16 protein-coding genes are annotated in these 26,418 nt (G+C 36.5%); 13 read left to right on the top strand and 3 right to left on the bottom strand.

Annotated features, from left to right (window positions below; translation table 11 throughout):
- The first annotated feature begins 270 nt into the window (after positions 1-270).
- Genes GJJ64_RS07570 through GJJ64_RS07555 form a run of 4 tightly spaced genes read left to right on the top strand, consistent with a single transcriptional unit; the run spans position 271 to position 7,099 of the window.
- Positions 271-1,983 carry a glycoside hydrolase family 28 protein gene (locus tag GJJ64_RS07570; RefSeq protein ID WP_154287143.1) on the top strand — a complete coding sequence of 571 codons (1,713 nt, stop codon included), beginning with the start codon at positions 271-273 and terminating at the stop codon, positions 1,981-1,983.
- Between the two features lie 3 nt (positions 1,984-1,986).
- The gene (locus GJJ64_RS07565; protein WP_154287141.1) at positions 1,987-3,918 is read left to right on the top strand and encodes a glycoside hydrolase family 88 protein; all 1,932 of its coding nucleotides are present in this window, start codon (positions 1,987-1,989) and stop codon (positions 3,916-3,918) included.
- 14 nt (positions 3,919-3,932) lie between these two features.
- A complete protein-coding gene (locus GJJ64_RS07560; RefSeq protein WP_154287140.1) occupies positions 3,933-5,444 on the top strand; it encodes a tagaturonate reductase in 1,512 nt (503 codons plus the stop codon).
- A gap of 2 nt (positions 5,445-5,446) precedes the next feature.
- A complete protein-coding gene (locus tag GJJ64_RS07555; protein ID WP_154287138.1) occupies positions 5,447-7,099 on the top strand; it encodes a UxaA family hydrolase in 1,653 nt (550 codons plus the stop codon).
- A 57-nt stretch (positions 7,100-7,156) separates the two neighbouring features.
- Here the strand turns inward: GJJ64_RS07555 and GJJ64_RS07550 are convergent, their stop codons facing one another.
- The 3 genes from GJJ64_RS07550 to GJJ64_RS07540 all read right to left on the bottom strand — a co-directional run bounded on the left by GJJ64_RS07550 (position 7,157) and on the right by GJJ64_RS07540 (position 9,958).
- On the bottom strand, positions 7,157-8,110 hold the full coding sequence (locus tag GJJ64_RS07550) for an L-threonylcarbamoyladenylate synthase (RefSeq protein WP_154287137.1): 954 nt from the start codon (positions 8,108-8,110) through the stop codon (positions 7,157-7,159).
- Between the two features lie 83 nt (positions 8,111-8,193).
- Positions 8,194-8,976 (bottom strand): hypothetical protein, encoded by a 783-nt coding sequence (locus GJJ64_RS07545; protein ID WP_154287135.1) that lies wholly within the window; start codon positions 8,974-8,976, stop codon positions 8,194-8,196.
- 88 nt (positions 8,977-9,064) lie between these two features.
- Positions 9,065-9,958: an AraC family transcriptional regulator gene (locus GJJ64_RS07540; RefSeq protein ID WP_154287133.1), complete on the bottom strand. Its 894-nt coding sequence runs from the start codon at positions 9,956-9,958 to the stop codon at positions 9,065-9,067.
- Positions 9,959-10,393: 435 nt separating this feature from the next.
- On the opposite strand from GJJ64_RS07540, the gene GJJ64_RS07535 reads away from it, so the two are divergent.
- Genes GJJ64_RS07535 through GJJ64_RS07495 form a run of 9 tightly spaced genes read left to right on the top strand, consistent with a single transcriptional unit; the run spans position 10,394 to position 26,410 of the window.
- The gene (locus GJJ64_RS07535) at positions 10,394-11,686 is read left to right on the top strand and encodes a PQQ-dependent sugar dehydrogenase (protein ID WP_154287131.1); all 1,293 of its coding nucleotides are present in this window, start codon (positions 10,394-10,396) and stop codon (positions 11,684-11,686) included.
- Entirely contained in the window at positions 11,673-12,143 is a 471-nt protein-coding gene (locus GJJ64_RS07530; RefSeq protein ID WP_229655494.1) for a c-type cytochrome, read from the top strand. Before GJJ64_RS07535 ends, GJJ64_RS07530 begins: the two co-directional genes overlap by 14 nt.
- A gap of 7 nt (positions 12,144-12,150) precedes the next feature.
- Positions 12,151-13,839 carry a hypothetical protein gene (locus tag GJJ64_RS07525; protein WP_195759253.1) on the top strand — a complete coding sequence of 563 codons (1,689 nt, stop codon included), beginning with the start codon at positions 12,151-12,153 and terminating at the stop codon, positions 13,837-13,839.
- A gap of 38 nt (positions 13,840-13,877) precedes the next feature.
- Entirely contained in the window at positions 13,878-16,340 is a 2,463-nt protein-coding gene (locus GJJ64_RS07520; RefSeq protein WP_154287127.1) for a glycoside hydrolase family 2 TIM barrel-domain containing protein, read from the top strand.
- Position 16,341: 1 nt separating this feature from the next.
- Positions 16,342-18,807, top strand: a complete 2,466-nt coding sequence (locus GJJ64_RS07515; protein WP_154287125.1) for a glycoside hydrolase family 95 protein — start codon at positions 16,342-16,344, stop codon at positions 18,805-18,807.
- A 4-nt stretch (positions 18,808-18,811) separates the two neighbouring features.
- Positions 18,812-21,397 carry a glycoside hydrolase family 95 protein gene (locus tag GJJ64_RS07510; RefSeq protein ID WP_154287124.1) on the top strand — a complete coding sequence of 862 codons (2,586 nt, stop codon included), beginning with the start codon at positions 18,812-18,814 and terminating at the stop codon, positions 21,395-21,397.
- A gap of 27 nt (positions 21,398-21,424) precedes the next feature.
- A complete protein-coding gene (locus GJJ64_RS07505; RefSeq protein WP_229655493.1) occupies positions 21,425-23,035 on the top strand; it encodes a hypothetical protein in 1,611 nt (536 codons plus the stop codon).
- 9 nt (positions 23,036-23,044) lie between these two features.
- Complete coding sequence (locus GJJ64_RS07500; protein ID WP_154287121.1) at positions 23,045-25,198, top strand: glycoside hydrolase family 31 protein; 2,154 nt, start codon at positions 23,045-23,047, stop codon at positions 25,196-25,198.
- Positions 25,199-25,222: 24 nt separating this feature from the next.
- Entirely contained in the window at positions 25,223-26,410 is a 1,188-nt protein-coding gene (locus GJJ64_RS07495; RefSeq protein WP_154287119.1) for a glycoside hydrolase family 88 protein, read from the top strand.
- The last annotated feature ends 8 nt before the right edge of the window (positions 26,411-26,418 follow it).

The following is a 26,418-nucleotide window of genomic DNA, read 5'->3' as shown; positions in this document are numbered from 1 at the left end:
AGCAGAAAAGAAAATCTTATTTAGCTCATCTTGTCTGCCAAATGTAAAATATGCTAAAGTTGTTCTAATTTTTTACGCAAACCTTCCCGGTAACGATTGCACAAATAAATACCCTTAAATACTCAAATGCTTTCCTATTTTTCGCTAAAATTGTTGTTTAAAGGTATTTAATCAAATTTTAAAGCCTTTAAAATTCTTATAAACCTGGTCTTTTTTAACGCTAAAACAACTAATAGCTGGTAATTTTTGACCTATAATTTCAAAAAGAATATGATTATTAAAGGGATTAAAAGAGTAATATTTTCAGGGGTAGTGCTTTCTACACTTGTTGCTTCATCTTTAGGGCAAGAAAGCAAACAAAAGCAAATAGCAGATTCTTTAGCTTTTTTAAAAACTTTCAATGTTAAAATGCCTATCATAAAAACTCCTGTTTTTAAACAAGATACTTTTGATATTGTAAAATACGGAGCTAAGCCAGATGGAGTAACGCTTAACACAAGCAGCATTAACCAAGCTATAGAGGCTTGTAATAAAAATGGCGGTGGTGTAGTTGTACTAAATGAGGGTGTTTGGCTTACTGGGCCTCTTTACCTGAAAAGCAACGTAAATCTACATTTAAGAAGTGGCGCTCTATTACTTTTTACTACAGATAAAAGCCAATATAAATTAATTGAAGGTAGCTGGGAGGGTAAACCAGCTGTGGTTAATGAAGCGCCAATATCGGGCTACAATTTAGAAAATATAGCTATTACCGGTGCCGGAATAATAGATGGCAATGGTGATGCTTGGAGATTTGTGAAGAAAAGTAAGTTAAACGAATCGCAATGGAAAAATTTAGTGGCTTCTGGCGGAGTGGTAGAAAAAGATGGCAGTAAATGGTATCCATCAGTAAGTTACCAGAAAGGTTATAATACAAAAGATGCAACGGTAATTAAGCCTGGTACCAAACCAGAAGATTATACAGAATTGAAAGATTTTTATCGCCCTAATTTGGTGGTTTTAAATAGCTGTAAAAAAGTATTGTTAGAAGGCGTTACTTTTCAAAACTCACCAGCATGGAATCTTCATCCTTTAATGTGTCAAGATTTAACGGTAAGAAATATTTTGGTAAGAAACCCATGGTATGCACAAAATGGCGATGGTATTGATGTGGAGTCTTGCAAAAACGTTCTGATAGAAGGCTCTGTTTTTGATGTCGGCGATGACGGTATTTGTATTAAATCTGGTAGAGATGAAGCGGGTAGAAAAAGAGGGATGCCAACAGAAGAAGTAATTGTAAGAAATAATGTGGTTTATCATGCTCATGGCGGTTTTGTTATTGGTAGCGAGATGTCTGGTGGTGCAAGAAACCTATTTGTTTACAACAACTCTTTTATAGGTACTGATATTGGCTTACGATTTAAAACAACTCGCGGTCGTGGTGGGGTGGTAGAGAAAATATATATTGCTAACACTTTCATGAAAAATATCCCTGGCGATGCTATTTTGTTTGATATGTACTATGCAGCAGTAGACCCAGTGCCTATGGCTGGCGAAGAAAGAGCAGCACCCAAAGTAGAGTTTTTACCCGTTACAGAGGCTACGCCGCAGTTTAAAGATTTTTATATCAAAAATGTAGTTTGTATAGGTGCAGAGAAAGGTATTTTCATGAGGGGAATTCCAGAAATGAATATCCAAAATGTCAATTTGGAAGATGTTACCATCAAATCTAAAATTGGTATCGAGCTGATAGAGGCTACTAACGTCAACTTAAAAAATATTCATTTGGTAAGTGATAAAACTAATCCTTTGATTTTAGTTGAAAATAGCAAGCAAATCAATATCAGTGGTTTAAAATCAGATACAGAAATCCAAAATCTGATAACCTTATCGGGTGATAGAACTGAGGCTGTCTCTCTTGCTGGCCCATCTGTTATAACAGCAAAAGATAAGGTGAAATTTAATTTCGGAGCAAAGCCAAAATCGCTAAAAATTAATAAATAAGAAATGATGAAGCGTTTTATAATAGCATTTTTAGCAGGAAGTATTGGTTTAGCTTCTTGTTCTACAACTCGTCAGATTTCTAATCAGCAAAAGCCATTGGCACAAGAGCTGTCTAAAACAGTGATGCATAAATGGCCTTTTCCTATAGAAAATAACAGCAGACCATTAAAGTGGACTTACGAAACTGGTGTTTTCTTAGAGGGTATCACTAATGTTTGGAAAAGTACTGCAGATGCTACTTATTTCAACTACGTACAACGTTGTATGGACATGTTTGTAGAGGCTGATGGAACCATCAAAACCTATAAACTAGCTGATTATAATATTGATAATATCCGTACGGGAAGAGCTTTATTGATGCTTTACCGCGTTACAGGAAAAGAGAAGTATTATAAAGCAGCAGCCCAACTAAGAAAACAATTGCAAGAGCACCCTAGAACAAAAGAAGGGAGCTACTGGCATAAGAAAATATATCCGCACCAAGTTTGGTTAGATGGTTTATACATGGGGATGCCTTTTTATGCAGAGTGGGCGCAACTTTTTAATGAGCCAGAAGCGTTTAATGATATCGCTAACCAATTTATACATATAGAGAAAGTTGCTCGCGATCCAAAAACTGGGTTAATTTATCATGGCTGGGATGAGTCTAGAGAACAGCAATGGTCAAATAAAGAAACCGGAAATTCGCCACATTTTTGGGGACGAGCCATGGGGTGGTACGGTATGGCTATGGTTGATGTTTTAGACCATTTTCCAGTAAATCATCCCAAAAGAGAAGAAATTGTAGCTGTTTTAAATCGCTTTGCAGCAGCTATAGAAGCCTCTCAAGATAAAAAAAGTGGTTTATGGTATCAGGTAATGAATATGCCTGATGGCAAAGGAAATTACCTAGAAGCATCTGCATCTTGCATGTTTGTTTACACCTTAGCTAAGGGTATAAGATTAGGTGTTTTACCAACAAAATACGAAGCCGTTGCTCAAAAAGCATATACTGGTATTCAGAAACAATTTTTAGAGACTGATGCTGAAGGTTTTTTACACCTAAACGGTACTGTAAGTGTAGCTGGTTTGGGTGGAAAACCTTATCGTGATGGTAGTTATGAGTACTATTTAAGCGAAAAAGTTATTCAGGATGATCCTAAAGGTATGGGCGCTTTCATCTTAGCTGCTAATGAAATGCAAACCAGAAATAATCCTCAAGTAGGCAAGGGTAAAACCGTTTTGTTAGATAATTATTTCAATAACGAGTTCCGCAAAAATATCATTGGCCAACAAGAAAGTTTCCATTACATATGGGATGAAATGGATAATAATGGCTTTTCTTTACTAGGAGAGCATATTACTTATGCCGGAGCTAAATTGGCAACTTTAAAAGCAGCGCCAACAGCAGCTAATTTAGCTCAAGCCAACGTGTATATCATTGTAGACCCAGATACTGAGAAAGAAACCGCTTATCCTAATTTTATGGATGCTTCATCAATCCAGGAAATTAAAAACTGGGTTAGCCAAGGTGGAACTCTAGTTCTGATGGCTAATGATGAAAAAAATGCCGAGCTGGATAAGTTTAACAAGCTGGCAGAAGTTTTTGGCATTCGATATAAAAAAGAATTAAAAAACCCGGTAACGGGCAACCAATATGAAATGGGTGCAATACCTGTTCCTGCCGGAAATGAAATTTTTAAATCGGCCAAGAAACTATACCTAAAAGAAATTAGTACCCTTCAACTTCAAGGCCCTTCAAAGGCAGTTTTAACCCATAATAATGATGTGGTTATGGCAACTGCTAAGTATGGTAAAGGAATGGTATTTGCCGTTGGAGACCCTTGGTTGTACAATGAATATGTAGATGGCAGAAAGCTTCCTGCAGATTTTGATAATCTTACTGCAGGTAAAGAATTATTCCACTGGTTATTAAAGCTAACACCTTCAAAATAAACAATCTCTCAAAAATGCAATTATCACAAAGCAATTTAAAAAACATTAACGCTCAAGTGGTAGGTAAGCCAAATGCTGATATATTTGATTTACCTGCTAAAGTATTACAATTTGGCACCGGCGTGTTATTACGCGGTTTGCCAGATTATTATATAGATAAGGCCAATAAAGCAGGAATTTTTAATGGCCGAGTTGTAGTGGTTAAATCTACCGATACAGGTTCTACCAAAGAATTTGATGAGCAAGACTCTTTATACACCGTTTGTGTACGCGGTATAGAAAACGGACAGAAAATAGAAGAAAATATCATCAATGCTTCTATAAGTAAAGTTTTAGTGGCTGGTACACAATGGCAAGAAGTTTTAGATTTTGCTGCTTCACCACATCTTCAAGTTATCATATCAAATACTACAGAAGTAGGAATTCAATTGGTAGAAGACGATGTTCATGCACATCCTCCAGTATCTTTCCCCGGAAAGTTGTTAGCCGTTTTATTTCATCGTTATAAAATATTTAATGGCGCAGAAGACAGAGGTTTAGTTATTGTTCCTACGGAGCTTATTCCTGATAATGCCACCAAGTTAAAAGACATCCTTTTAAAGCAAGCTAAGAAAAACCAATTACCACAAGATTTCATGAATTGGATGCAAAACAGCAATCAATTTTGTAATTCTTTAGTAGATAGGATTGTACCCGGTAAACCTGATGCTGCCGCTTTAGAAAATCTACAACAAGAATTAGGTTACACCGATAATTTACTTACCATGTCTGAAGTTTATAGTCTTTGGGCTATAGAGGGCAATGAAAAAGTAAAGCAAAAGCTTTCTTTTGCCGAGGCGGATAAAGGCGTAGTCATCACTCCTGATATCAATCTACACCGCGAGTTAAAATTACGTTTATTAAACGGTACACACACCATCAGCTGTGGGGTAGCCTACTTAGCCGGTTTTGAGACTGTAAAATTAGCTATGGATAATGAGGAGATGGAAACTTTCATTGCCGATTTAATGAAGGAAGAAATAGCACCTGCCATACCTTATCAGGTTACAAGCGATGTTACAGATGATTTTGCCGATAAAGTTTTAGACAGGTTCAGAAACCCACACATCAAACACCAATGGTTAAGTATTAGTATGAACTATACCTCTAAACTAAAGATGAGGGTAGTACCAGTATTGTTAAACCACTACAAGAAATTTACACATGTACCGCAATTAATTGCTTTTGGTTTTGCAGCATACATTCGTTTTATTGAAGGAAAGCAAGAAGGCGATAAATTTTATGGCGAGCTAAACGGCGTAAAATATCATATCAATGATGATAAAGCCGCTTATGTGATTGATATGTTGCAAAAACATCAAGACAAAAAGGTTGAAGCTATTCTAGCTGATAATTTCATCTGGGGAGATTCTTTAGCCGAGCTTCCGGGCTTTGTAAAAGCAGTTAACAAGTATTACGAAGAAATAAAAAAATCATCAGTAAGTACTTTATTGAAACAATTTAAAAACAGTAAAGCACAGGCATAACCATGAGACAACGTATTTTAAAAGTTCATCCAAATGATAATGTAATTGTTGCCTTAACTGATATTAAAGCAGGCGAACAATTAAGCTACCAAAATGAAAATTATACCGTTTTAGACGATGTACAGGCCAAACATAAATTTCTTACTACTGATTTAAAAGCAGGAGAAGAGGTTATCATGTATGGTGTTTTGGTTGGTAAAGCACAAACAGATTTGAAAAGAGGAAACGTTATAACCACTTCGAATCTTAAGCATGCTGCTTTAGGTTTTGAAACCGGAGAGCGTAAAACAGATTGGGTTAAACCCGATGTTTCTGCATGGCAAAATCGTACTTTCATGGGGTTCCACCGCGAAGATGGTAGCGTAGGTACAGCAAATTATTGGTTGGTTATCCCGATGGTTTTTTGCGAAAACAGAAATATTGATGTGCTACAAGAAACCTTAACCGGAAGCTTAGGTTACAAAAGGAAAAACAACTATCAATCACAAGCAGAGCAACTGATAGCTCTTTATAAAAACGGAGCAAAAACAGATGAGCTTTTACAGGCCGAAGTTTTTGTAGAAGAAACTCATCAGAAAACTGAGCGTGTTTTTCCTAACGTAGACGGTATTAAATTCTTAAAACACGAAGGCGGTTGTGGCGGTATCAGGCAAGATTCAGAAACTTTATGCGGTCTTTTAGCCGGATATATAACGCATCCAAATTGTGCTGGCGCAACTGTTTTAAGTTTAGGATGCCAAAACGCTCAGGTATCTATTTTACAGTCGGAAATTGCTAAAAGAGACCCTAATTTTTCTAAACCTTTATACATTTTAGAGCAACAAAAAATTGGAACTGAAGCTGATATGCTTTCTTGGGCTATCAAACAAACTTTAGCAGGTTTAGCTAAAGCCAACGAGTGTACACGTCAACCAGCTCCGCTAAGTAAAATTACTATAGGTTTAGAGTGCGGTGGTTCTGATGGTTTTTCTGGTATTTCTGCAAATCCGGCTATAGGCTATACTTCTGATTTATTAGTTGCTTTAGGTGGTACAGTAATTTTAGCAGAGTTTCCTGAGCTTTGCGGCGTAGAGCAAAACTTAAGCGATAGATGTACTACGGTAGAACAAGCAGAGCGCTTCTCTAACCTGATGCGTACTTACGAAAAAAGAGCAGAAGAAGCAGGCTCTGGTTTTGATATGAATCCATCTCCAGGAAATATCAAAGATGGTCTAATAACCGATGCTATTAAATCTGCCGGTGCAGCTAAAAAAGGTGGTACATCACCCGTAGTAGAGGTGCTAGATTATCCTGAAAAGGTAACAAAGCCAGGTCTCAATTTACTTTGTACACCAGGTAATGATGTAGAAAGTACAACGGCAGAAGTTGGCTCGGGCGCCAATGTGGTCTTGTTTACCACTGGTTTAGGTACTCCAACCGGAAACCCAATTGTGCCAGTTGTAAAATTATCAAGCAATACCACTTTATATAACCGTATGAGCGATATTATTGATATCAATACAGGTACGGTTATCGAAGGCGAAGAAACTATTGAAGAAGCCGGAGCAAGAATTTTAGATTATGTAATTGCAGTTGCCAGCGGTGAAATTGAAGTTTGCGCTGTAAAACACGGTCAGGATGATTTTATTCCTTGGAAACGTGGTGTTTCTTTATAGAAATTATAATTAAATGGAGAGGGAAGCCGGTTATGCAAATGCATTCCGGCTTTTTTATTAAAGTTTTGTAGCCCGGTTTAACCTGTCATTTATGGTTATTCCCAGGTTAATATCAGGGAATTTTTCTACTATAATCACATCAAGTTCTTGATGGTCTAAAATATGCATGGCTTTATATAGATTCCTTGCAGCTTCTTTCATATCTCCATTTAAAGATAATACTTCTTGATGTACAATATCTTTACCGGTTACTTTATCCCTAAACATCATAACACCTATTCTTTTTCCTTCAAATTCTGCAAGTGATTTGTAAATATCATCAGTTAAATAGGTTCTTGTTTTGGGTGCATAATGCTTAGAAAGCATTCCGGGCGCTTGTGGGTTAGCATTATTAAGCGTGTTGGTTTTAACTGGTCCAATTAGGTTTTCTATATCTTCTATAGCTAAAGATCCGTGGCGGTAAAGGATAGGCTCATTGTTTTCAAACCCAATAATGGTAGATTCTATTCCTTTCTGGCAGGGGCCTCCGTCTAAAATTACAGGTAAAGTATCATGAAAATAGTTATAAACATGTTCGGCCGTAGAAGGACTAATACATCCAAACGGATTGGCGCTAGGTGCTGCCAAAGGAAAATCTAATTCTTTTAATAAAGCTAAGGTTAAAGCATGGTCTGGCATCCTAACAGCCACTGTATCTTTACCTGCAGTAACCATATCTGGTACTGTTGGCTGCTTTTTTAAGACTAAGGTTAATGGTCCTGGCCAAAAATGTTGAGCTAATGTTAAAGCTATAGGAGGTATATCTTTAGCAACTTTATTTAAGAAGTCTACTGATGGAATATGAACAATTAAGGGATTATAATGTGGCCTTTGCTTTAAATCAAATATTTTCTTTACAGCACTATCACTAAAAGCATTTCCGGCCAAACCGTAAACTGTTTCAGTAGGGATAGCAATTAAATCATCATTCTCAAGCGCTTCTTTTGCCTTGCTTATATCTGTTGTTAGCATTTGCTAGCTCAATTAAAACGCAAAAATGATGATTTAATATGATTTATCCTTATTATTTGTGAGGATATCGTTCTAGCAAAGGTTTACGGTTGTCCACCTTCCCATAATCTCACATTTCTCCATTTGGTTTGCATATTGGTAACACCATCAAATTCGCCGTCTTGCTCTCTACCATACACACCAAACTTCATGTAATTCATGAATTCTTTGCCATCTTTTAAGGTTTCGCCGTCTTTAAATCTAAACTTTTCTACGCCATCAACATAAACAATTACGGCATCACCAACATCCTCTTGTAAATGGATAACATTTATCCTTACTTCTTTATTATTGATGTTAGTTGCAATTACTTTATTACCAGATGAAGGCATTTTGGTATCAAAGGTTACTTCTAAAGAACCACCATTACGGTTTCCAAAACCCCTAATTTGCATTTGTGTAGCCCCTTCTGCACTACCAAAAAGCTGGAAAACTGCTTGTTTGTCTAGTTTATCATTCATGGTAATATAGCCTTCAAATTGTCTTGAGCCTGTTCTGTAATTATCATGAATTCTAATCTCGGATCTATTACCAGGGAACTTAACCAAAGTGAAAGTATGTGTGTTTAATGCTGGGTTCCAATGATAATGGGTGGTAACATCTGCACTTAATGTAGGCAATTCTTTACCGTCTTTATCAGCGAAAGCGGTAGTTCTAGGCCAGCTAAAAGGAGTATTATCTCCTGATGGTTTTTTGAAATTCTCTAATTGTATCTTAAATCGGCCTTCTTCTCTTTTGGTAACTTCAGTCCAGTTTTTACCTATTTGGGCAGAAACACTTAGGCCGCTTAGCGTAATAAATGTTAAGAATAATAATGTTTTTTTCATTTTTATAATTGTTGGATGAACAAAAAGCCCATTAAAGGGCTTTTGATTGTTTTACTTAGTTTGAAAAATTGATGTAGGGTAATGATGCTTAGTTTTTCTGCAAAGAATTATAACTGGTTTGGTTAAATTCCTTTTTATAGCTTAACGGACTAAGCCCTGTTATTTGTTTAAAATATTTATGGAAGCTTGCAAAATTATTAAAGCCACTTTCGTAACATAGCTCTTTAATAGAAAGGTTATTTTCCATCAGTAATTTACATGCTTGTCCCACTTTTATTTCAAGCAAGAATTGCGAATAGGTTTTTCTTGTTCTTGATTTAAAATATCTACAAAAAGAATTAGGGCTAATGTGTGCTATTTCTGCAATTTCTTCTAATTGTATTTTCTTACGGAAATTAGCTAATGTATATTCATAAATTAAAGTCATTCTATCATTTTCATTCTCTTCAAGCTCGTTATTATAGCCTATAGATGATAAAAGACTAATTTGCTGAGACTGCGCTATGGTTAAAAGTGTTTCCATCAAAATCATGATTCTTTCTGGACCCTCTGTATATAATAATTTTTCTAAACACTCGGCCACTTTAACCCTTGTTTTCCCTTTAATTTGTATACCTCTTTTAGCTTTCTCAAATAAGGTCCTGAAGATTTTATTTTCAGGAAGATTTAAAAAAGCTTCGCCCCAGAAATTTTCATTAAAATGTACAACTCTAGATTCAGCCGTTAACTTAGGGCTTTCATGAGAGTACAAATCATCATACCTCCAATAATGTGGTAAATTAGAACCTACCAATACAATATCTCCAGGACCAAACCTTTTAATGCTGTCGCCGATAAATTGAGTTCCTTTGCCAGCTCTAAAATGAATAAGCTCTAATTCTGGATGATAGTGCCATCTGTTGTTGATGTTTGGGACTAAGTCTTGCCTCACACTAAATGAGTGTACAGGACCGGAGGTCACTTTTAAAAGTTGTGGTTTCATTGGTTTAATTTTTGGTTAATGCAATTATAAACCAACAAGGCTCTACAATCAATGCTTACTAGGGTTGTGACGTAGGAATTGATTCTTGATAATTAAATATAATTTACTTTTTTATAATTATATTTTAAAATTAATATTTAAAAACACTTTTAGTTAATATAAGTTCTTTTTTAAAAATATATTTTCTTATTATTAATCGAAATCGATTTCGTAAAAACAAGGGTGTTTTTAAGGGTTTTTTACTGATTTTTCTTCGTCAACAAAGCTTGTAAAAAGATAAGGTTGCCAATAGTACTGCATAAATTGCTAATTCAGCATAACCATATGTTTACTTTAAAAGTTAGCTTTGTTATTCATCCTAAGTTAATATAATTCTAAATTTTACAATAAGGTCGGTCAGACGTTTTCTGTATGCCTTAATTTGATAGTTAAATTATGAAGCGCTATACATTTCTTATCGTACAAATCATTGGTATTATAATCTTCTCTTCTTTTAAAAGTGATAACCCTAAATCATTAAAGCCTGTAAAAGTATCGCCTGATCAGGATAACGCTGGACTAGTTTTGCCTAAAGGTTTTGGGGCATTAATAGTTGCAGAAAATTTAGGGAAAGCTAGACATTTAACTGTAACCCCTAAAGGCGATATTTATGTAAAGCTAAGTAAGGCTTTAAATGAAAAAACCATATATCACTTAAAAGATAATAATGGCGATGGCAAAGTTGATGAGCAAATTGGTTTTGGAGATTATATTGGAACTGGAATTTTTTTGAAAAATAATTATTTGTATGCCAGTTCAGACGAAGAGGTTTTTAGATATCAACTTAACCATAATTACGAGGTGATTACACCAGATAAGCCTGAAAAGTTAGTAACTGGCTTAATTAATAAAAGGCAGCACAACACAAAATCTATAGTTTTAGATAACAATAACAATATTTATGTAAACATAGGTTCGCCATCAAACTCTTGTCAGTACCAGAACAGGGCAAAAGGCTCTATGGGTATTCCTAATTGCCCAACTTTAGATTCTGCTGGGGGGATATGGCAATTTAAAGCAGATAAGTTAAATCAATCTTACAAAGAAGGTGTAAGATATGCAACAGGTTTGCGTAATGTGATGGGTTTAGATTGGAATCCAGAAAACAACACCTTATTTGTGATGCAACATGGCAGAGATAACTTAAGTAGTATTTTTCCTGATTTATATGATGATAAAGCAAATGCAGAATTACCTGCAGAATGTATGTTTATGATAAAAAAGGGTGATAATGCCGGATGGCCATATAGCTATTACGATCCAATCCAAAAAAAGAAAATTTTAGCACCAGAATACGGTGGCGATGGTAAAAAGGAAGCCGACCCTTCTTTTATTGATCCTGTAGTAGCTTTTCCGGCGCATCTAGCGCCAAATGCACTACTGTTTTATACAGGTAACCAGTTTCCTGAAAGGTATAAAAATGGAGCTTTTGTAGCTTTTCATGGTTCTTGGAATAGAGCTCCGTTAAAGCAAGAAGGCTTTTTTGTAGCTTTTGTACCTTTTAAAAATGGTAAACCTTCTGGCGAATGGGAAATTTTCGCCAACAATTTTGCAGGTACAGAAAACATTACTTCTACTAGCCAAGCAAAGTATCGTCCTTGTGGTTTAGCACAAGGGCCAGATGGTTCTTTATACATAAGTGAAGATAAGAAAGGAACAATTTTTAGAATAGTATATGATGGTAAATAAGTTAATAGCCAGTTTATTATTGGTTTTAGTAATGTCAATTTCAGCTTTTGCTCAAAGCAAATCTAAGGCACCTGTTAAAAAAGCGGTATCAAAAGCAGCCCCAGTAGCCGCTGGTATGCAAAATTCTATTAATAACGGTAAAGTAGTTTACACCCAATATTGTGCTGTTTGTCATCAGGCCGATGGTTTAGGTGTACCCGGTTTAAACCCACCTTTAAGTAAAACAGTTTATGTTTTAGGAGATCAAACTCGTTTAATTAACATCGTTTTAAAAGGTTTAAGTGAAGGTGTAGAGATTGATGGTGAAACCTATTCTAACGTTATGCCTGCTATGGCTTTTTTAACCGACCAACAAGTTGCTGATGTACTTACCTATGTAAGAAACAGCTTTCAAAATAAGGCCAGTGCTATAACTGCTGCTCAAGTAAAAGCAGTTAGGGCAAATAGTAAAAAATAAAATAATCATGATGAGAAAGATATTCAGTTTTAAAACTATACCTTCTTTAAAGATTCTTACGCTTTTACTTATTTTATCCGTTTTTTCTTGTAAAAAGAAAGAAGTTGCAAAAAAAGAGGAAGCACCACCAAAAGAGGAAACTCCGGTTACACCTACACCAACACCGCCGCCTGCAAATACTACTTCTTTAGTTTATGTGGCTACTAATGGTAAATTAGCATATAACACTTATGTAAACCAAGGCGAAACAGATAAAATCAATCAAGTTCCTGATTTTTCAAATGCTGGTTATGGTGGCGGAGGCGTAGCTATTCCTGCTGTTCCAGTAGTGAGAACCTTATCTCCGCAGTCTGGAGATAATAGAGCTAGAATTCAACAAGTAATAGATGAAGTTGAGGCCTTACCTGTTGGAGCTAATGGTTTTAGAGGTGCTATTTTGCTAAATGCCGGAACTTATGACATAGAAGGAACATTAACCATTGAAGCTAGCGGAGTAGTGCTAAGGGGTGTAGGGCAAGGTGCGTCTGGAACGATTTTAAGAGCTACCAGAAGAGCCCAGCATACGCTTATTGAGGTAAAAGGAAGCGGTTCTGGTTTTGGAGAAATTTCAAGCTCAAGAAGGCTAATTACCGATAGTTATGTTCCAACGGGCGTAAAATCATTTAACTTAGAAAATACAAACGGCTTAACTGTAGGTGATAAGGTATTAGTTACAAGAACTCCAAATCAAGCTTGGATTGATTTATTGGAAATGGCACAATATGGATGGACAGCAACCGGTTATAACATGTCTTACGAGCGTATTGTTACGGCCATAAGTGGTAATAATATCACTTTAAATGCTCCTATGGTAGAACCTATTCAGACTAGGCATGGTGGAGGTAGAGTTGGTAGAAACACCGTTACGGGCAGAATTCAAAATTCTGGAGTAGAAAATATGCGTTTGGTTTCTGTTTTTAACAATGATACTGATGAATTACATGGTTGGATTGGGATAGAATTATCAAGAACGGAAAACTGCTGGGTAAAAGGAGTAACGGCCCAATATTTTGGTTATGCCTGTGTTTCTATTAGCGATAATTGTGTTTTCAATACGGTAGAAGATTGTGCTATGTTAGATCCGAAATCTCTTACAGATGGAGGTAGAAAATATTCTTTCAACTTAGAAAATTCTGCATCTTTTAATTTATTTCAGCGTTGTTTTACAAGAGGTGGAAGACATGATTTTGTCACAGGTTCAAAAGTACCTGGTCCAAATGTCTTTCTAGATTGTGTTGCGGTTCAAACCTTCTCAGATATTGGTCCACATCATAGATGGGCTACAGGAGTTTTGTTTGATAATATTTATGGTGGCCAGATGAGAGTTTGGAACAGACGCGATATGGGTTCTGGCCATGGTTGGGCAGGAGCACAAACCATGTTCTGGAATTGTAGATCTGTTAGTTCTGATGTTGTAGTTGATAGCCCTGCTGGAGCAAGAAATTGGGGTGTGGGTGTTATAGGTTTAAGGTTTTCTGGCACTGGTTATTTTGAGAGTAACAATGTCCATGTTCAGCCAAGAAGCTTATACTTAGCACAACTCAAAGATAGGTTGGGCGATGCAGCCGTAAATAATATTACCATCCCAGCACAAAGAATGGGTAGTATATCCGCCCAACTTCAAAGCTGGGCTGGCGAAGGTGCTTTTAATCCTTAATTTTTATTAATCATTACTTTAAACTAAAATCATACGCTTTGTTAAAGAAAAATATCATTTGGCTAGTCCTTGTAGTTATAGGCTTACAAAATTCAGTAATTGCTCAACAAAAAATAAGATTAAATGATAATTGGGAGTTCCTAAAACAAGATTTAGGAGGTATTTGGGAAGCTGTTAGACCAGTAGGCGCAGGTAACCCAGAAAGTGTACCCCTATGGCAAAAAGTAAGTTTACCACATTGCGTAAACGCAGAAGATTCAGTAGACCCAGATATGAATTATTACCAAGGACCATCTTGGTACAGAACTTTAATAGAGGTTAAAAATCCATATCAAACAGGAAGAACTTTATTACATTTTGAAGGCGCTGGGCAAAAGACCGATGTTTATATCTATCAAACAAAAGTAGGTTCTCACGTTGGTGGATATGATGAATTTACCGTTGATATTACCGATGCTGTAGCTGCTTTCCAAAAGACCGATGTTTATCAAAAACAGTTTAAAGGTAAAATACCTTTGTCTATACGCACAGATAACTCACGTGATTTAGAGCTTATTCCATCAGATTTATCTGATTTTAACCTTTACGGAGGTATTTATCGTTACTTAAATTTAGTTTATAAACCAGCGCTCTCGGTTGATAAGGTTTTTGCATTAGCCACGGTAGATAAAGACGGTAAAAATGCATCCTTAAATGTAAAAGCTAGGTTTTATAATCCTAAAAGCGCTAGCAATGCAGAGGTAGAACTTAAGTTGATATCACCCTCAGGTAAAGTTATCAATACACAAAAAAAGCAAATTCAGTTAACGGGTAAAGATTTAGAAATTGCTAATATAAAAGTAGCTAAAGCCGAGCTTTGGTCTACCGATAAACCAACACTTTATACCGTTGAATTAAATGTTAAAACTGCTGATGGTGTAGATCAACATCAAGAAAAAATAGGATTTAGACATTTTGAATTTGTAGAGAAAGGGCCGTTTTTATTAAACGGAAAGCGTTTGCTGTTGCAAGGTACACACCGTCATGAAGACCATGCCGGAGTTGCCGCCGCCATGACAGATGAAATGATGCGTACCGAAATGAAGATGATGAAAGATATGGGTGTCAATTTCATCCGTTTAGGTCATTATCAGCAATCTAGAACCATCTTAAATTTATGCGATAGCTTAGGAATGGTGGTTTGGGAAGAAATTCCTTGGTGTCGTGGTGGTTTAGGTGGCGATGTTTATAAACAACAAGCTCGTAGAATGCTCACTAACATGATTGAGCAGCATTATAATCATCCATCCATAATCATTTGGGGTTTAGGTAATGAGAACGATTGGCCTGGAGATTTTCCGGAATTTGATAAAGAGAAAATCAGAGTATTTATGAAAGAGCTTCATGATCTTTCACATGCTTTAGACCCTACCCGTAAAACAGCCATTAGAAGATGCGATTTCTGTAAAGACATTGTTGATGTTTACTCGCCTTCTATTTGGGCCGGCTGGTATCGCGGTATTTATACAGAATATAAGCAAGTTTCTGAAGAAGAATTTAAGAAAGTTAAACACTTTTTACATGTAGAGTGGGGTGGCGATGGTCATGCTCGCCGTCATTCCGAAAACCCTGATAACGCTTTACGTAAAGTTAAAACTGGCGTTGGCGCCGATGAAAGAGCCGGAGATGCTTCTTTAATTGGTGGTGCTAGTAGGGTTTCTAAAGATGGTGATTGGAGCGAATCTTACATCGTAAACCTAGTTGATTGGCATTTGAAAGAACAAGAAACCATGCCTTGGCTAACAGGTACTGCACAATGGCCTTTCAAAGATTTTTCTACCCCGGTAAGGCCTGATAACCCTGTACCTTACATGAACCAAAAAGGAGTTGTAGAAAGAGATTTCACTAAAAAAGAGGTTTTCTATGTTTACCAGTCTTACTGGACCAAAAAGCCTATGGTACATATTTATGGACACACTTGGCCTGTACGTTGGGGTGCAGCTGGAGAAGAAAAAATGATTAAAGTTTTCTCTAATTGTGATGAGGCCGAATTGTTTGTAAACGGTAAAAGCCAGGGGGTTAAAAAGCGTAACAGTCAGGATTTCCCTGCGGCAGGTTTACGTTGGAATGTAGCGCCAAATGCAGGTAAAAATCATGTTAAGGTAATTGCTAAAAAAGGTAAAACCGTTTTAGAAGACGAGATTACTTTTGAATACGAAACCAGACAATGGGGGGCTCCAGCAAAATTAGAAGTACGTAAAATTGCTGAAGAAAATGGTAAAGCTACTATAGAAGTAAAACTTAAAGATGCTAATGGCGTAACTTGTTTAGATTCTAGAAATTGGGTACGTTTTTCTTTAGCCGGAGATGGTGAATTGATAGATAATCAAGGAACTTCTACAGGCTCTAGATATGTGCAGTTCTACAATGGCCGAGCTTTAATAAGTGTTAAAACTAATGGTGGCAAAAATACCATTGCTGTTAAATCAGAAGGTGTACCTTCAGAATTATTAACTTTATAAGATGAAGAAATACATCTCCTTATTGCTTTTAATGGCTTTTTCTAAAGTAAGTTTTAGTCAAGCTGGTTTAGATAAAACTTTAAAACTTTGGTACGATAAACCTGCTGCCAACTGGAACGAAGCCTTGCCAATAGGTAACGGACGTTTAGGTGCTATGATTTTTGGAGGCCCCGCTAAAGAACAGTTGCAGCTTAATGAAGAAACAGTTTGGTCTGGTGGTCCAAATAATAACGTAACTGCCGAGTCTGGGAAAGCCATTCCTGCTGTAAGAAAACTCTTAGCAGAAAGTAAAATTGTAGAAGCGCAGGCTTTGGCCGATGTTGAACTCATGCCTAAAAAAAATAGTGGCATGATGTATCAACCTGTTGGAGATTTATTTTTAGATTTTCCGGGGCATGAGCAAGTTCAAAACTATTACCGCGATTTAAATATCGAAAAGGCCGTAGCAACTGTTACCTATAAACTAAAAGGAGTGAGCTATAAAAGAGAGATTTTCTCTTCATTTTTAGACCAAGCCATCATTGTTAGGCTAACCGCAAGCGAAGCAGGTAAAATTACTTTCAATGCTTCTTTAACATCACCTTTAGAGGGAGAGCAAAAAGTAGCTAATCAAAAACTTATCCTAAGCGGAACATCATCAGACCATGAAGGTGAAAAAGGTCAAGTAAAATTTGAAGCTCAAGTTAAAGTACTTGCCAATGGTGGCACAACACAACTTTCAGATAAACAATGGAGAGTAAAAAATGCAAACTCAGCTACTATTTATGTATCCATAGCAACTAATTTTATTAATTATAAAGATGTTTCAGGTAATGCCTCAGCAAAAGCGAGTGCTTATTTAAGTAAAGCTGTTCAGGTAAACTATCCTCAAGCATTAGCTAAACATATTCAGTTTTATCAGCAATATTTTAACCGTGTAAAATTAGATTTAGGCGTTAATGATGCTGTTAAGAAGCCAACTAACTTAAGAATTTATGAATTTGCTAAAAGTAACGACCCGCATTTAGCAGCGCTTTATTTCCAGTTTGGTAGGTACTTGTTAATATCAAGTTCGCAACCGGGTACACAGCCAGCTAATTTACAGGGTATTTGGAATGCTCAGGTTAATCCATCTTGGGATAGTAAATATACCATCAACATCAACACAGAAATGAATTATTGGCCTGCCGAGCTTACCAATTTAACCGAACTGCATGAGCCATTGTTTAAATTAATTAAGGATATTTCTGTAACAGGAAAAGAAACAGCCCAATTGATGTATGGTGCTAAAGGTTGGGTAGCGCATCATAACACAGATATTTGGAGAATTACAGGTCCTGTTGATAGGCCTTATGCAGGTTTATGGCCTATGGGAGGCACTTGGCTGAGTCAGCATCTTTGGGATAGATATGAGTTTACCGGAGACGTTAATTTTTTAAAAGAGCATTATCCGATATTAAAAAGTGCTTGCGAATTTTACTTAGATGTTTTACAAGAAGAGCCTAAAAATAAATGGCTAGTAGTATCGCCATCAAACTCGCCAGAAAATACACAAGTGGCTAAGCAAAGAGTTTCTATAACAGCAGGCGCAACTATGGATAATCAGCTTTTGTTTGATTTGTTTAGAAAGACCATAAAGGCAGCTGAAATTTTAGGTATTGATGCTGATTTTGCTAAACAACTAGCCGCTACACAAGCCCGATTAGCACCTATGCAAATTGGTAAACATAGTCAATTACAAGAGTGGATGTGGGATTTAGACCGCCCAGATGATAAACATCGTCATGTATCTCATCTTTACGGCTTGTACCCTAGTAATCAAATATCTCCATACAAAACTCCAGAACTATTTGATGCAGCTAGAACTTCTTTATTGTACCGTGGCGACCCGGCAACAGGCTGGTCTATGGGTTGGAAAGTAAATTTATGGGCTAGGTTTTTAGATGGAAATCATGCTTACAAATTAATAACAGACCAATTACGATTGGTAGATCCAGCTATGCCAATGAGTGTAACCGGAGGGGGTACTTACCCTAATATGTTTGATGCACATCCACCATTCCAAATAGATGGAAATTTTGGCTGTACGGCAGGTATCGCAGAAATGCTTTTGCAATCTCATGATGGTGCTTTACATATTTTACCAGCCTTACCAGATAATTGGCCTAGCGGAAGTATAAAAGGTTTAAAAGCCAGAGGTGGTTTCGAGATAGATATTATCTGGAAGGATAAAAAGCTAACATCAGTAACTATAAAATCTTCTTTAGCAGGTAATTGCAGGTTAAGAATTAATGAAGATTTAATGAGCATAAAACCACTAGGATTAAAAGAAGCTCAAGGCTTAAATGCTAATACTTTTTACGAAGTTCCAGAAGTTAAGAAACCTATTATTGCTGCTGAAGCCAAATTAAATCCGGTGGGTATAAAAGCATCAAAAGAATTTGATATAGATGCTAAACCAGGTAAAACCTACTCTTTTAAATTTTAAACTAATGATGTTAACGCGTTTTTTACTGATAGTTGCTGCTAGTTTATCGTCGTATTTAGTTGCTGCTCAAGAGAACTCAAATAAATTATGGTATCAAAGCCCCGCCAGAGTTTGGGAAGAGGCTTTACCCTTAGGCAACGCCAAAACCGGAGCAATGGTGTTTGGTAATGTCAGCAAAGAGCGCCTGCAACTCAATAATAATACTTTATGGTCTGGTTATCCAAACGCTGGTAATAATCCTAAAGGGGTAGCAGCTTTACCTATGGTAAGGCAAGCTATCAATACTGAAGATTATGGTAAAGCAACAGATATTTGGAAAAAGAACTTACAAGGACCTTATTCTGCCCGTTATCTCACCATGGCAGATTTATATTTGGATTTTAACTTTAAAGATTCTACAGCTACCACTTACAGAAGAGAGTTAGATATAAGCAAAGCCATCCATAAGGTTACCTATAAAGTAGGAGGAGTTACTTATACCAGAGAAACTTTTATTAGCCATCCCGATAGGGTTTTACTGATACGCATAACTGCCGATAAGCCAAATGCTATAAGCTTTAATACTCAGCTACATAGCAAACTAAAGTATGTTACACGGGCAAATGCTGCTAACTATTTAGTATTAAAAGGTAAAGCGCCTAAGCATGTAGCTCATAGAAGTACAGAACCAGAACAGATTGTTTATGATGAAAAGGAAGGGATGACTTTTGAAGTTCATCTAAAAATTAAAACAGAAGGTGGTTCGGTTAAATCATTGCAAAATCAATTACAGGTGAGTAAAGCAAATGCAGTAACCATTTACCTTACCGATGCTACCAGTTATAATGGTTTTGATAAATCGCCAGGTTTAGAGGGTAAAAACCCAGCTATACAGGCACAAGCAGACATGAACAAAGCTTTTGTAAAGTCTTATACTGCGATGAAACAGTTGCATGTAGCAGATCATCAAAAACTGTTTAATCGTGTAAGTTTTACTTTAAAAAGCAATTCAGATTTAGATAAATTACCTACTAATATCCGTTTGCAAAGACAAGGTATTAGCGGTAACGACCAAGGCTTACAGGCTTTATATTTTCAGTTTGGAAGGTATTTGATGATAGCCGGCTCGAGACCGGGTTCTTTACCAACCAATTTGCAAGGTATCTGGAATGATTTAGTACAACCACCTTGGGGTAGTAATTATACAGCTAACATCAATACACAAATGAATTATTGGCCAGCAGAAAACGGAAACCTTTCTGAATTACATGCTCCATTATTTGATTTTATTGGGAGATTAGCTGTTAATGGAAAAGAAACTCTAAAAACCAATTACGGGATTAATGAGGGGTGGGCAGTACATCATAATACCGATATATGGGCTAAAACATCACCTACAGGTGGGTACGATTGGGACCCTAGAGGAACACCACGGTGGTCTGCCTGGGCAATGGGTAGTCCTTGGTTTTGTATGCACTTATACGACCATTATTTATATACCGGCGATGTTAATTTCTTGAGAAATAAAGCTTATCCTTTAATGAAAGGTGCAGCCCAGTTTTTATTAAATTGGTTACAAGAAGATGCTAACGGACACTTGGTTACCAACCCATCAACCTCGCCAGAGAATGTATTTAAAATAAATGGTAAAGAATATGAGATGAGCATGGCTACCACTATGGATATGGGTATCACCAAAGAGTTTTTTTCAGCTTTTTTAAATACATCTAAGGTTTTAAATGTTGATGCAGCTTTAAGAGCTCGGGTAGAAAATGCTTATCAGAAATTATATCCTTACAAGATTGGTAAACACGGGCAGTTGCAAGAGTGGTTTAAAGATTGGGATGATCCTGAAGATAAACACAGACATATTTCTCATCTTTTTGGTTTGTTTCCGGGTAATCATATTACTCCACAGAATACGCCAGAATTGGCAGCAGCCTCAAAGCAGTCTCTTATACACCGTGGTGATATCAGTACCGGTTGGTCTATGGCTTGGAAAATCAATTGGTGGGCAAGGCTACAAGATGGGAATAAAGCTTTAGAGATATTAAAGGCCGGTTTAACCGAGATAGATCCTGTACAAAAGAAAGAAAGTGGCGCTGGTGCTAATGCCCAGTTAAGTAATTTCCAGATGAGCGGTGGTGGCACCTATCCTAATTTATTTGATGCACATCCGCCATTTCAGATAGATGGTAATTTTGGAGCTACAGCAGGTGTTATAGAAATGTTAATGCAAAGCCATACTGACGCTATAAGTTTACTACCAGCATTGCCTAAAGAATGGGAAAAAGGTGTAATTAAAGGAATTAAAGCGAGAGGAAATTTTACCATAGATATTTCTTGGGATAAAGGTCAGTTAACACAAGCTACTCTAGTATCTCACATAGGAGGAAACTGCCGTTTAACCACTAAGATACCTGTTAAAGTTGTGGGTATAGCTAGTAAGGCAGCATCTGGTAAAAATCCAAATCCTTTATATTATCATTTTGATGATGTTAAATACGATAAAGTAGCACAAGCGAAACTACCAGACTTAAATACTTCAAAAGAATTTACTATCGATTTTAACACTCAAAAAGGGATGAAGTACATGATTGTACCTTTATAAAACTTGAATTTGTAACAATCTTATAGGATGTTAATTCAGCTTATTTTTAAGGTAATTGATGTGATTTTTATACCGCAAAAATGCCGTTTATTTGGTACACCCATAGTAACCAATTATAAAATGAAATTACATCCTTTAAAGTTTTTTTTGTTGGTAGCAATTACCACTACACTTCTCTTTGCATTTTCTAATGCAACGTGGCAGTCTAAGTTTTTAAAGCTTAACGCCGATGGTAGTATTACCTATTTCCCAGATAAGCAAGGGAATACCATTCCAGATTTTAGCCGAGTGGGCTATCACCACGGAGATAAAGCAATTCCTGATGTTAAAGTTGTAAAAACACTTACTGTACCAACATCTGGCGATAGCGAAAAGCTAATACAGCAAGCTATAGATGAAGTGGCAAAATTAAAGCCCAACAGCATGGGGCATCGTGGGGCTATATTACTCAAAAAGGGAACTTATAAAATACCCGGTGTTATTAGGATTAATACGGGCGGTATAGTGTTAAGAGGAGAAAAAGGGACTGTTTTGGTTGCCACAGGAAAGTTGAAAAGAAACCTAATTGTGGTTTCTGGTGATGGCGATGTTAAAGAAGTTAATGGCACAAGGGTAAAAATTACTGATGATTATGTCCCTGTTGGTGCTAAATCTTTTAAAGTGAAATCTGCTAAAGATTATCAGGTTGGAGATGATATTATTGTGTACAGGCCAGCTACAGAAAAATGGATTGCTGATTTAAAAATGGATAAAATTGTTCCCAAATCAGACACCAGACAGTGGGATACTAAATCCTATAATTTCCCTTTCGAGCGTAAAATAACCAAAATAGAAGGCAATACTATTTTTATTGATAATCCTATAGTTATGGCTATGGAAGCACAATACGGTGGTGGCGAAGTTTATAAATATACTTTTACAGGAAGAATTAAAGAAGTAGGTATAGAAAATTTAGAGATACAATCAGAGTATGCCAATGATACCGATGAAGAGCATGGCTGGATAGCTGTACAATTTAATAAGGTTGAGAATGCTTGGGCTAGAAACATCGTTTCTAAATATTTTGGATACTCTTGCGTAAGTTTAGAAAGAGGCGCCAAGAAAGTTACTGTAATTGATTCTAAATGTTTAGATGGAAAATCGCAAATAACTGGTGGAAGACGTTATTCTTTTAACAACGTCGGACAGCAAAACCTCTTTATGAATTTAGAAACTACTGAGGGCAGACATGATTATGTTACAGCTGCTCAAGTTCTTGGACCAAATGTATTTTACAATTGTAAAGCATCTAAAACCCATTCAGATATTGGTCCGCACCACCGTTGGACAATGGGTACTCTTTATGATAACGTAGTAACAGACGGGCAGATGAATGTTCAAGACAGAGGAAACTCTGGTACGGGACATGGTTGGGCTGGCGTAAACCAAGTGTTTTGGAATTGCCGAGCTAAAGAAATAACTCTACAAAACCCTTATGTAAGTGGTAAAAACTATGCTATTGGTGTCATAGCAGAAAAAAGAATCAATACCAAACTTGGCGACCGTCCGGATGGTGAGTGGGAAGGACAAAATAAAGAAGGCTTACAGCCAAGTTCTTTGTACATAGCGCAATTAAATGCTCGTAAAAATTTAAAGTAATATTTCATCATGAAGAAAATAAGTTTATTAGCTATCTGCCTTTGTTTTATTGTTATACAAGCATTTCCTCAAGCTATACAATGGACAGAAGTTTATCCCGGTGTATGGAAAGGTGTAGCCGGAAAGCCAGAAAATTTTGATTTATTAAAGGCATCAGGCGCAAAGCCAAATGCAACTGCTTTAGCTAAGGTAGGGAGTGCAACTTTTCCGCTTCAACAAGCTGATATTAAGTTTGAATTACAAGACGGAAAAACTTTTTTAAGTTTTCCTTTGGATTTAGAAGAACAGCTTTATGGCTTTGGTTTAAACTTTCAAACCGTACATCAAAGAGCTAAGGTTTTAGAATTGCATGTAGACCACTATGGTGGTAAAGATAACGGACGTACCCATGCACCAGTGCCTTTTTACATGTCATCTAAAGGTTATGGTGTTTTTATCAATTCGGCCAGATATATTAAAGTATGGGCAGGCACAAGTTTAAGAAAAGATAGCCCTATTTTCCCAGCAGAACCTGTGGATAGAACAGCTGGTAAAAACTGGCAATCAAGAAATACTTCTGATGCTGTTGAGATTTTAGTACCAGCCGAAGGAGTAGAGTTTTATGTTTTTGCAGGTCCAAAACCGTTGCAAGTGATGCAACGCTACAACTTATTTAATGGTGGAGGTTATTTACCACCAAGATGGGGTTTAGGCTTTACACAACGTGTTAAAACAAAATTTACCGACGCTGAAGTAAAAGAAGAAGTTCAAGCCTTTCAGGATAAAGGTTATCCATTAGATTTTGTTGGTTTAGAGCCAGGTTGGCAAAGTTGGGCTTATCCAGGAAGTTTTACTTGGGATAAAGGCAGATATCCAAACCCGCAGGCTTTTGTAAAAGAAATGCTTGATAAAGGCATCAGGTTAAACCTATGGATAAATCCTTACGTATCGCCAAAAGCTAGTTTTTATAAAGAGATAAGACCCTTAACAGGTTCACATACAGTTTGGCGTGGTGCAGTTCCTGATTTTAATTTGCCAGAAGCCAGAAAAATATTCTTCAATCAGCTTAAGCAAGACCAAATAGACATCGGCGTAAGCGGATACAAAATAGATGAGGTTGATGGTTACGATTATCATTTATGGCCAGATATAGCAAAGTTTCCTTCCGGAGTTTCTGCCGAGCAAATGAGACAAACTTATGGTTTAATGGTTCAACGTTATACTTCAGAATTATTTAAAGAGCGCAACCAAAGGACATTTGGTTTAGTAAGAGCATCAAACGGAGGAGGTACTTCTTTCCCTTATGTTATCTACAATGATTATTACAACCACGAAGACTTTATTACCGCTTTAATCAATAGCGGTTTCTCTGGCGTACTCTGGACACCAGAAGTTAGGGCATCAAAAACTGGCGAAGAATGGTTAAGAAGATTTCAATCTAATGTATTTTCTCCAATGGCCATGATTAACGCTTGGTCATCCGGCACAAAACCTTGGACTTACCCAGACGTTGCCGAGCAAGTTAAAGAATTCTCATTACTGAGGATGAAAATGATGCCTTACTGGTATACTACTTTTGCTAAATATCATTTTGAAGGAATCCCTCCTTTTAGAGCGATGAATTTAGAAGAAGGTTTCCAGCAAGAAGCTAAAAAAGAAGTTGTTTCAGGAAATGTTAATCTAGAAGAAAACCCTTATGCAGAAGCTACCTCTAGAGAAATTAAAGACCAATACATGGCTGGCGATTATTTATTAGTAGCCCCAATGTTTACTGGCCAAACTTCAAGAAAAGTAGTGTTACCAAAAGGTAAATGGTATGATTTCTATACCGGAGATTTTGTTGGCGATGGTAAAGTAATTACTGTAACACCAGGTTTAGATAAAATTCCGGTTTTTGTTAAAGATGGCGGTATTATACCTATGATGCCTGCCAAATTACATGCTCCAAAATTGAATGAGAAAGTTGATTTAGAAGTTAGATTTTATGGTGAAAAACCAAACTCTTTTATGCTTTATGATGATGATGGAGAAACCTTCAATTACGAAAAAGGTGCTTACAGCTGGAGACAAATTAAGGTAGAAAAACAGAAAAACGGAACATTTAAAGGGTCAATATCAGCACCAGAAAAAGGTAAACCTAATACCATTGGTAAAGTAAGTTTTACCTACATGACAAAGAAATAATAAAAGCCCAAAATTGAATATAAAATGAAATATTTTAAACTGATTCTTACGTTAGCCTTATTAAGTAATATTGCTTTTGCACAAAAAGTAAATATTAAAAAGGCCTTTAAACATGCCGAAAAGCAAACAGCAGTAATGCTTACAGAAGTAGAAAAAGCTAAAGCTAAAACAACTAACAAAAAGCTGGTTTCGCCGCGTACTATAGAAAATGGAGAGTTAAAGTTAGTAGCTTCTAGAGATTGGACTAGCGGTTTTTTCCCTGGTGTACTTTGGTTTTTACACGAGAATAATAAGAAAAACAAAACCTGGTTTACAGAAGCTAAGAAGTTTACTGCAGATATTGAGGAAGAGAAAACAAACGGAACAACTCATGATATGGGTTTTAAAGTTTATTGCAGTTTTGGTACAGGTTACAGGTTAACCAATGACCCACATTATAAAGATGTAATTATACAGTCTGCTAAAACTTTAATGACCAGGTTTAACCCTAAAACCGGAGTTATTTTATCTTGGGACCATAGTAGGGATAAATGGGTAAATCCAGTGATTATTGATAATATGATGAATCTAGAATTGCTTTTTGCAGCTACAAGATTAACTGGTGATTCTTCTTTTTATAAAGTTGCGGTTACCCATGCCAATACCACTATGAAAAATCATTTTAGATCAGATTACAGTTCGTACCACGTAATAGATTATGACCCAAATACAGGTGCGGTGCTAAAGAAAAATACGCACCAAGGATATTTTCACGAGTCGGCCTGGTCTAGAGGGCAAGCTTGGGCACTATATGGCTATACTTTATGTTACAGAGAAACTAAAAACCCTGTTTATTTAGCTCAGGCAGAAAATATTGCTAAGTTTTATCTTAACCATAAAAATTTACCAGAAGATTTAGTGCCTTATTGCGATTTTGATTCTAAAAAAATACCTAACGAAGCTCGTGATGCATCTGCAGCAGCTATTGTAGCATCAAGCTTGTACGAGTTAAGTACCTACACACGCGATAAGAAGTCGTATTATCAACAAAAAGCAGATAAAATGCTACACAGTTTAAGTACAAAATACATCGCTCCGGTTGGCGAAGCTAAAGGCTTTATCTTGTTACACAGTACAGGTTCTGCACCTTCTAACAGCGAGGTTGATGTGCCTTTAAACTATGCCGATTACTATTATTTAGAAGCTTTATTAAGAAAAAGACAGTTAAAATAAGTTAATCA

It is taken from the genome of Pedobacter puniceum (assembly GCF_009674685.1).
GTDB classification, from domain to species: Bacteria; Bacteroidota; Bacteroidia; order Sphingobacteriales; family Sphingobacteriaceae; genus Pseudopedobacter; species Pseudopedobacter puniceum.
The sequence above is the reverse complement of the archived record's forward strand: the minus strand, read 5'-3'. Positions and strand labels throughout refer to the sequence as shown.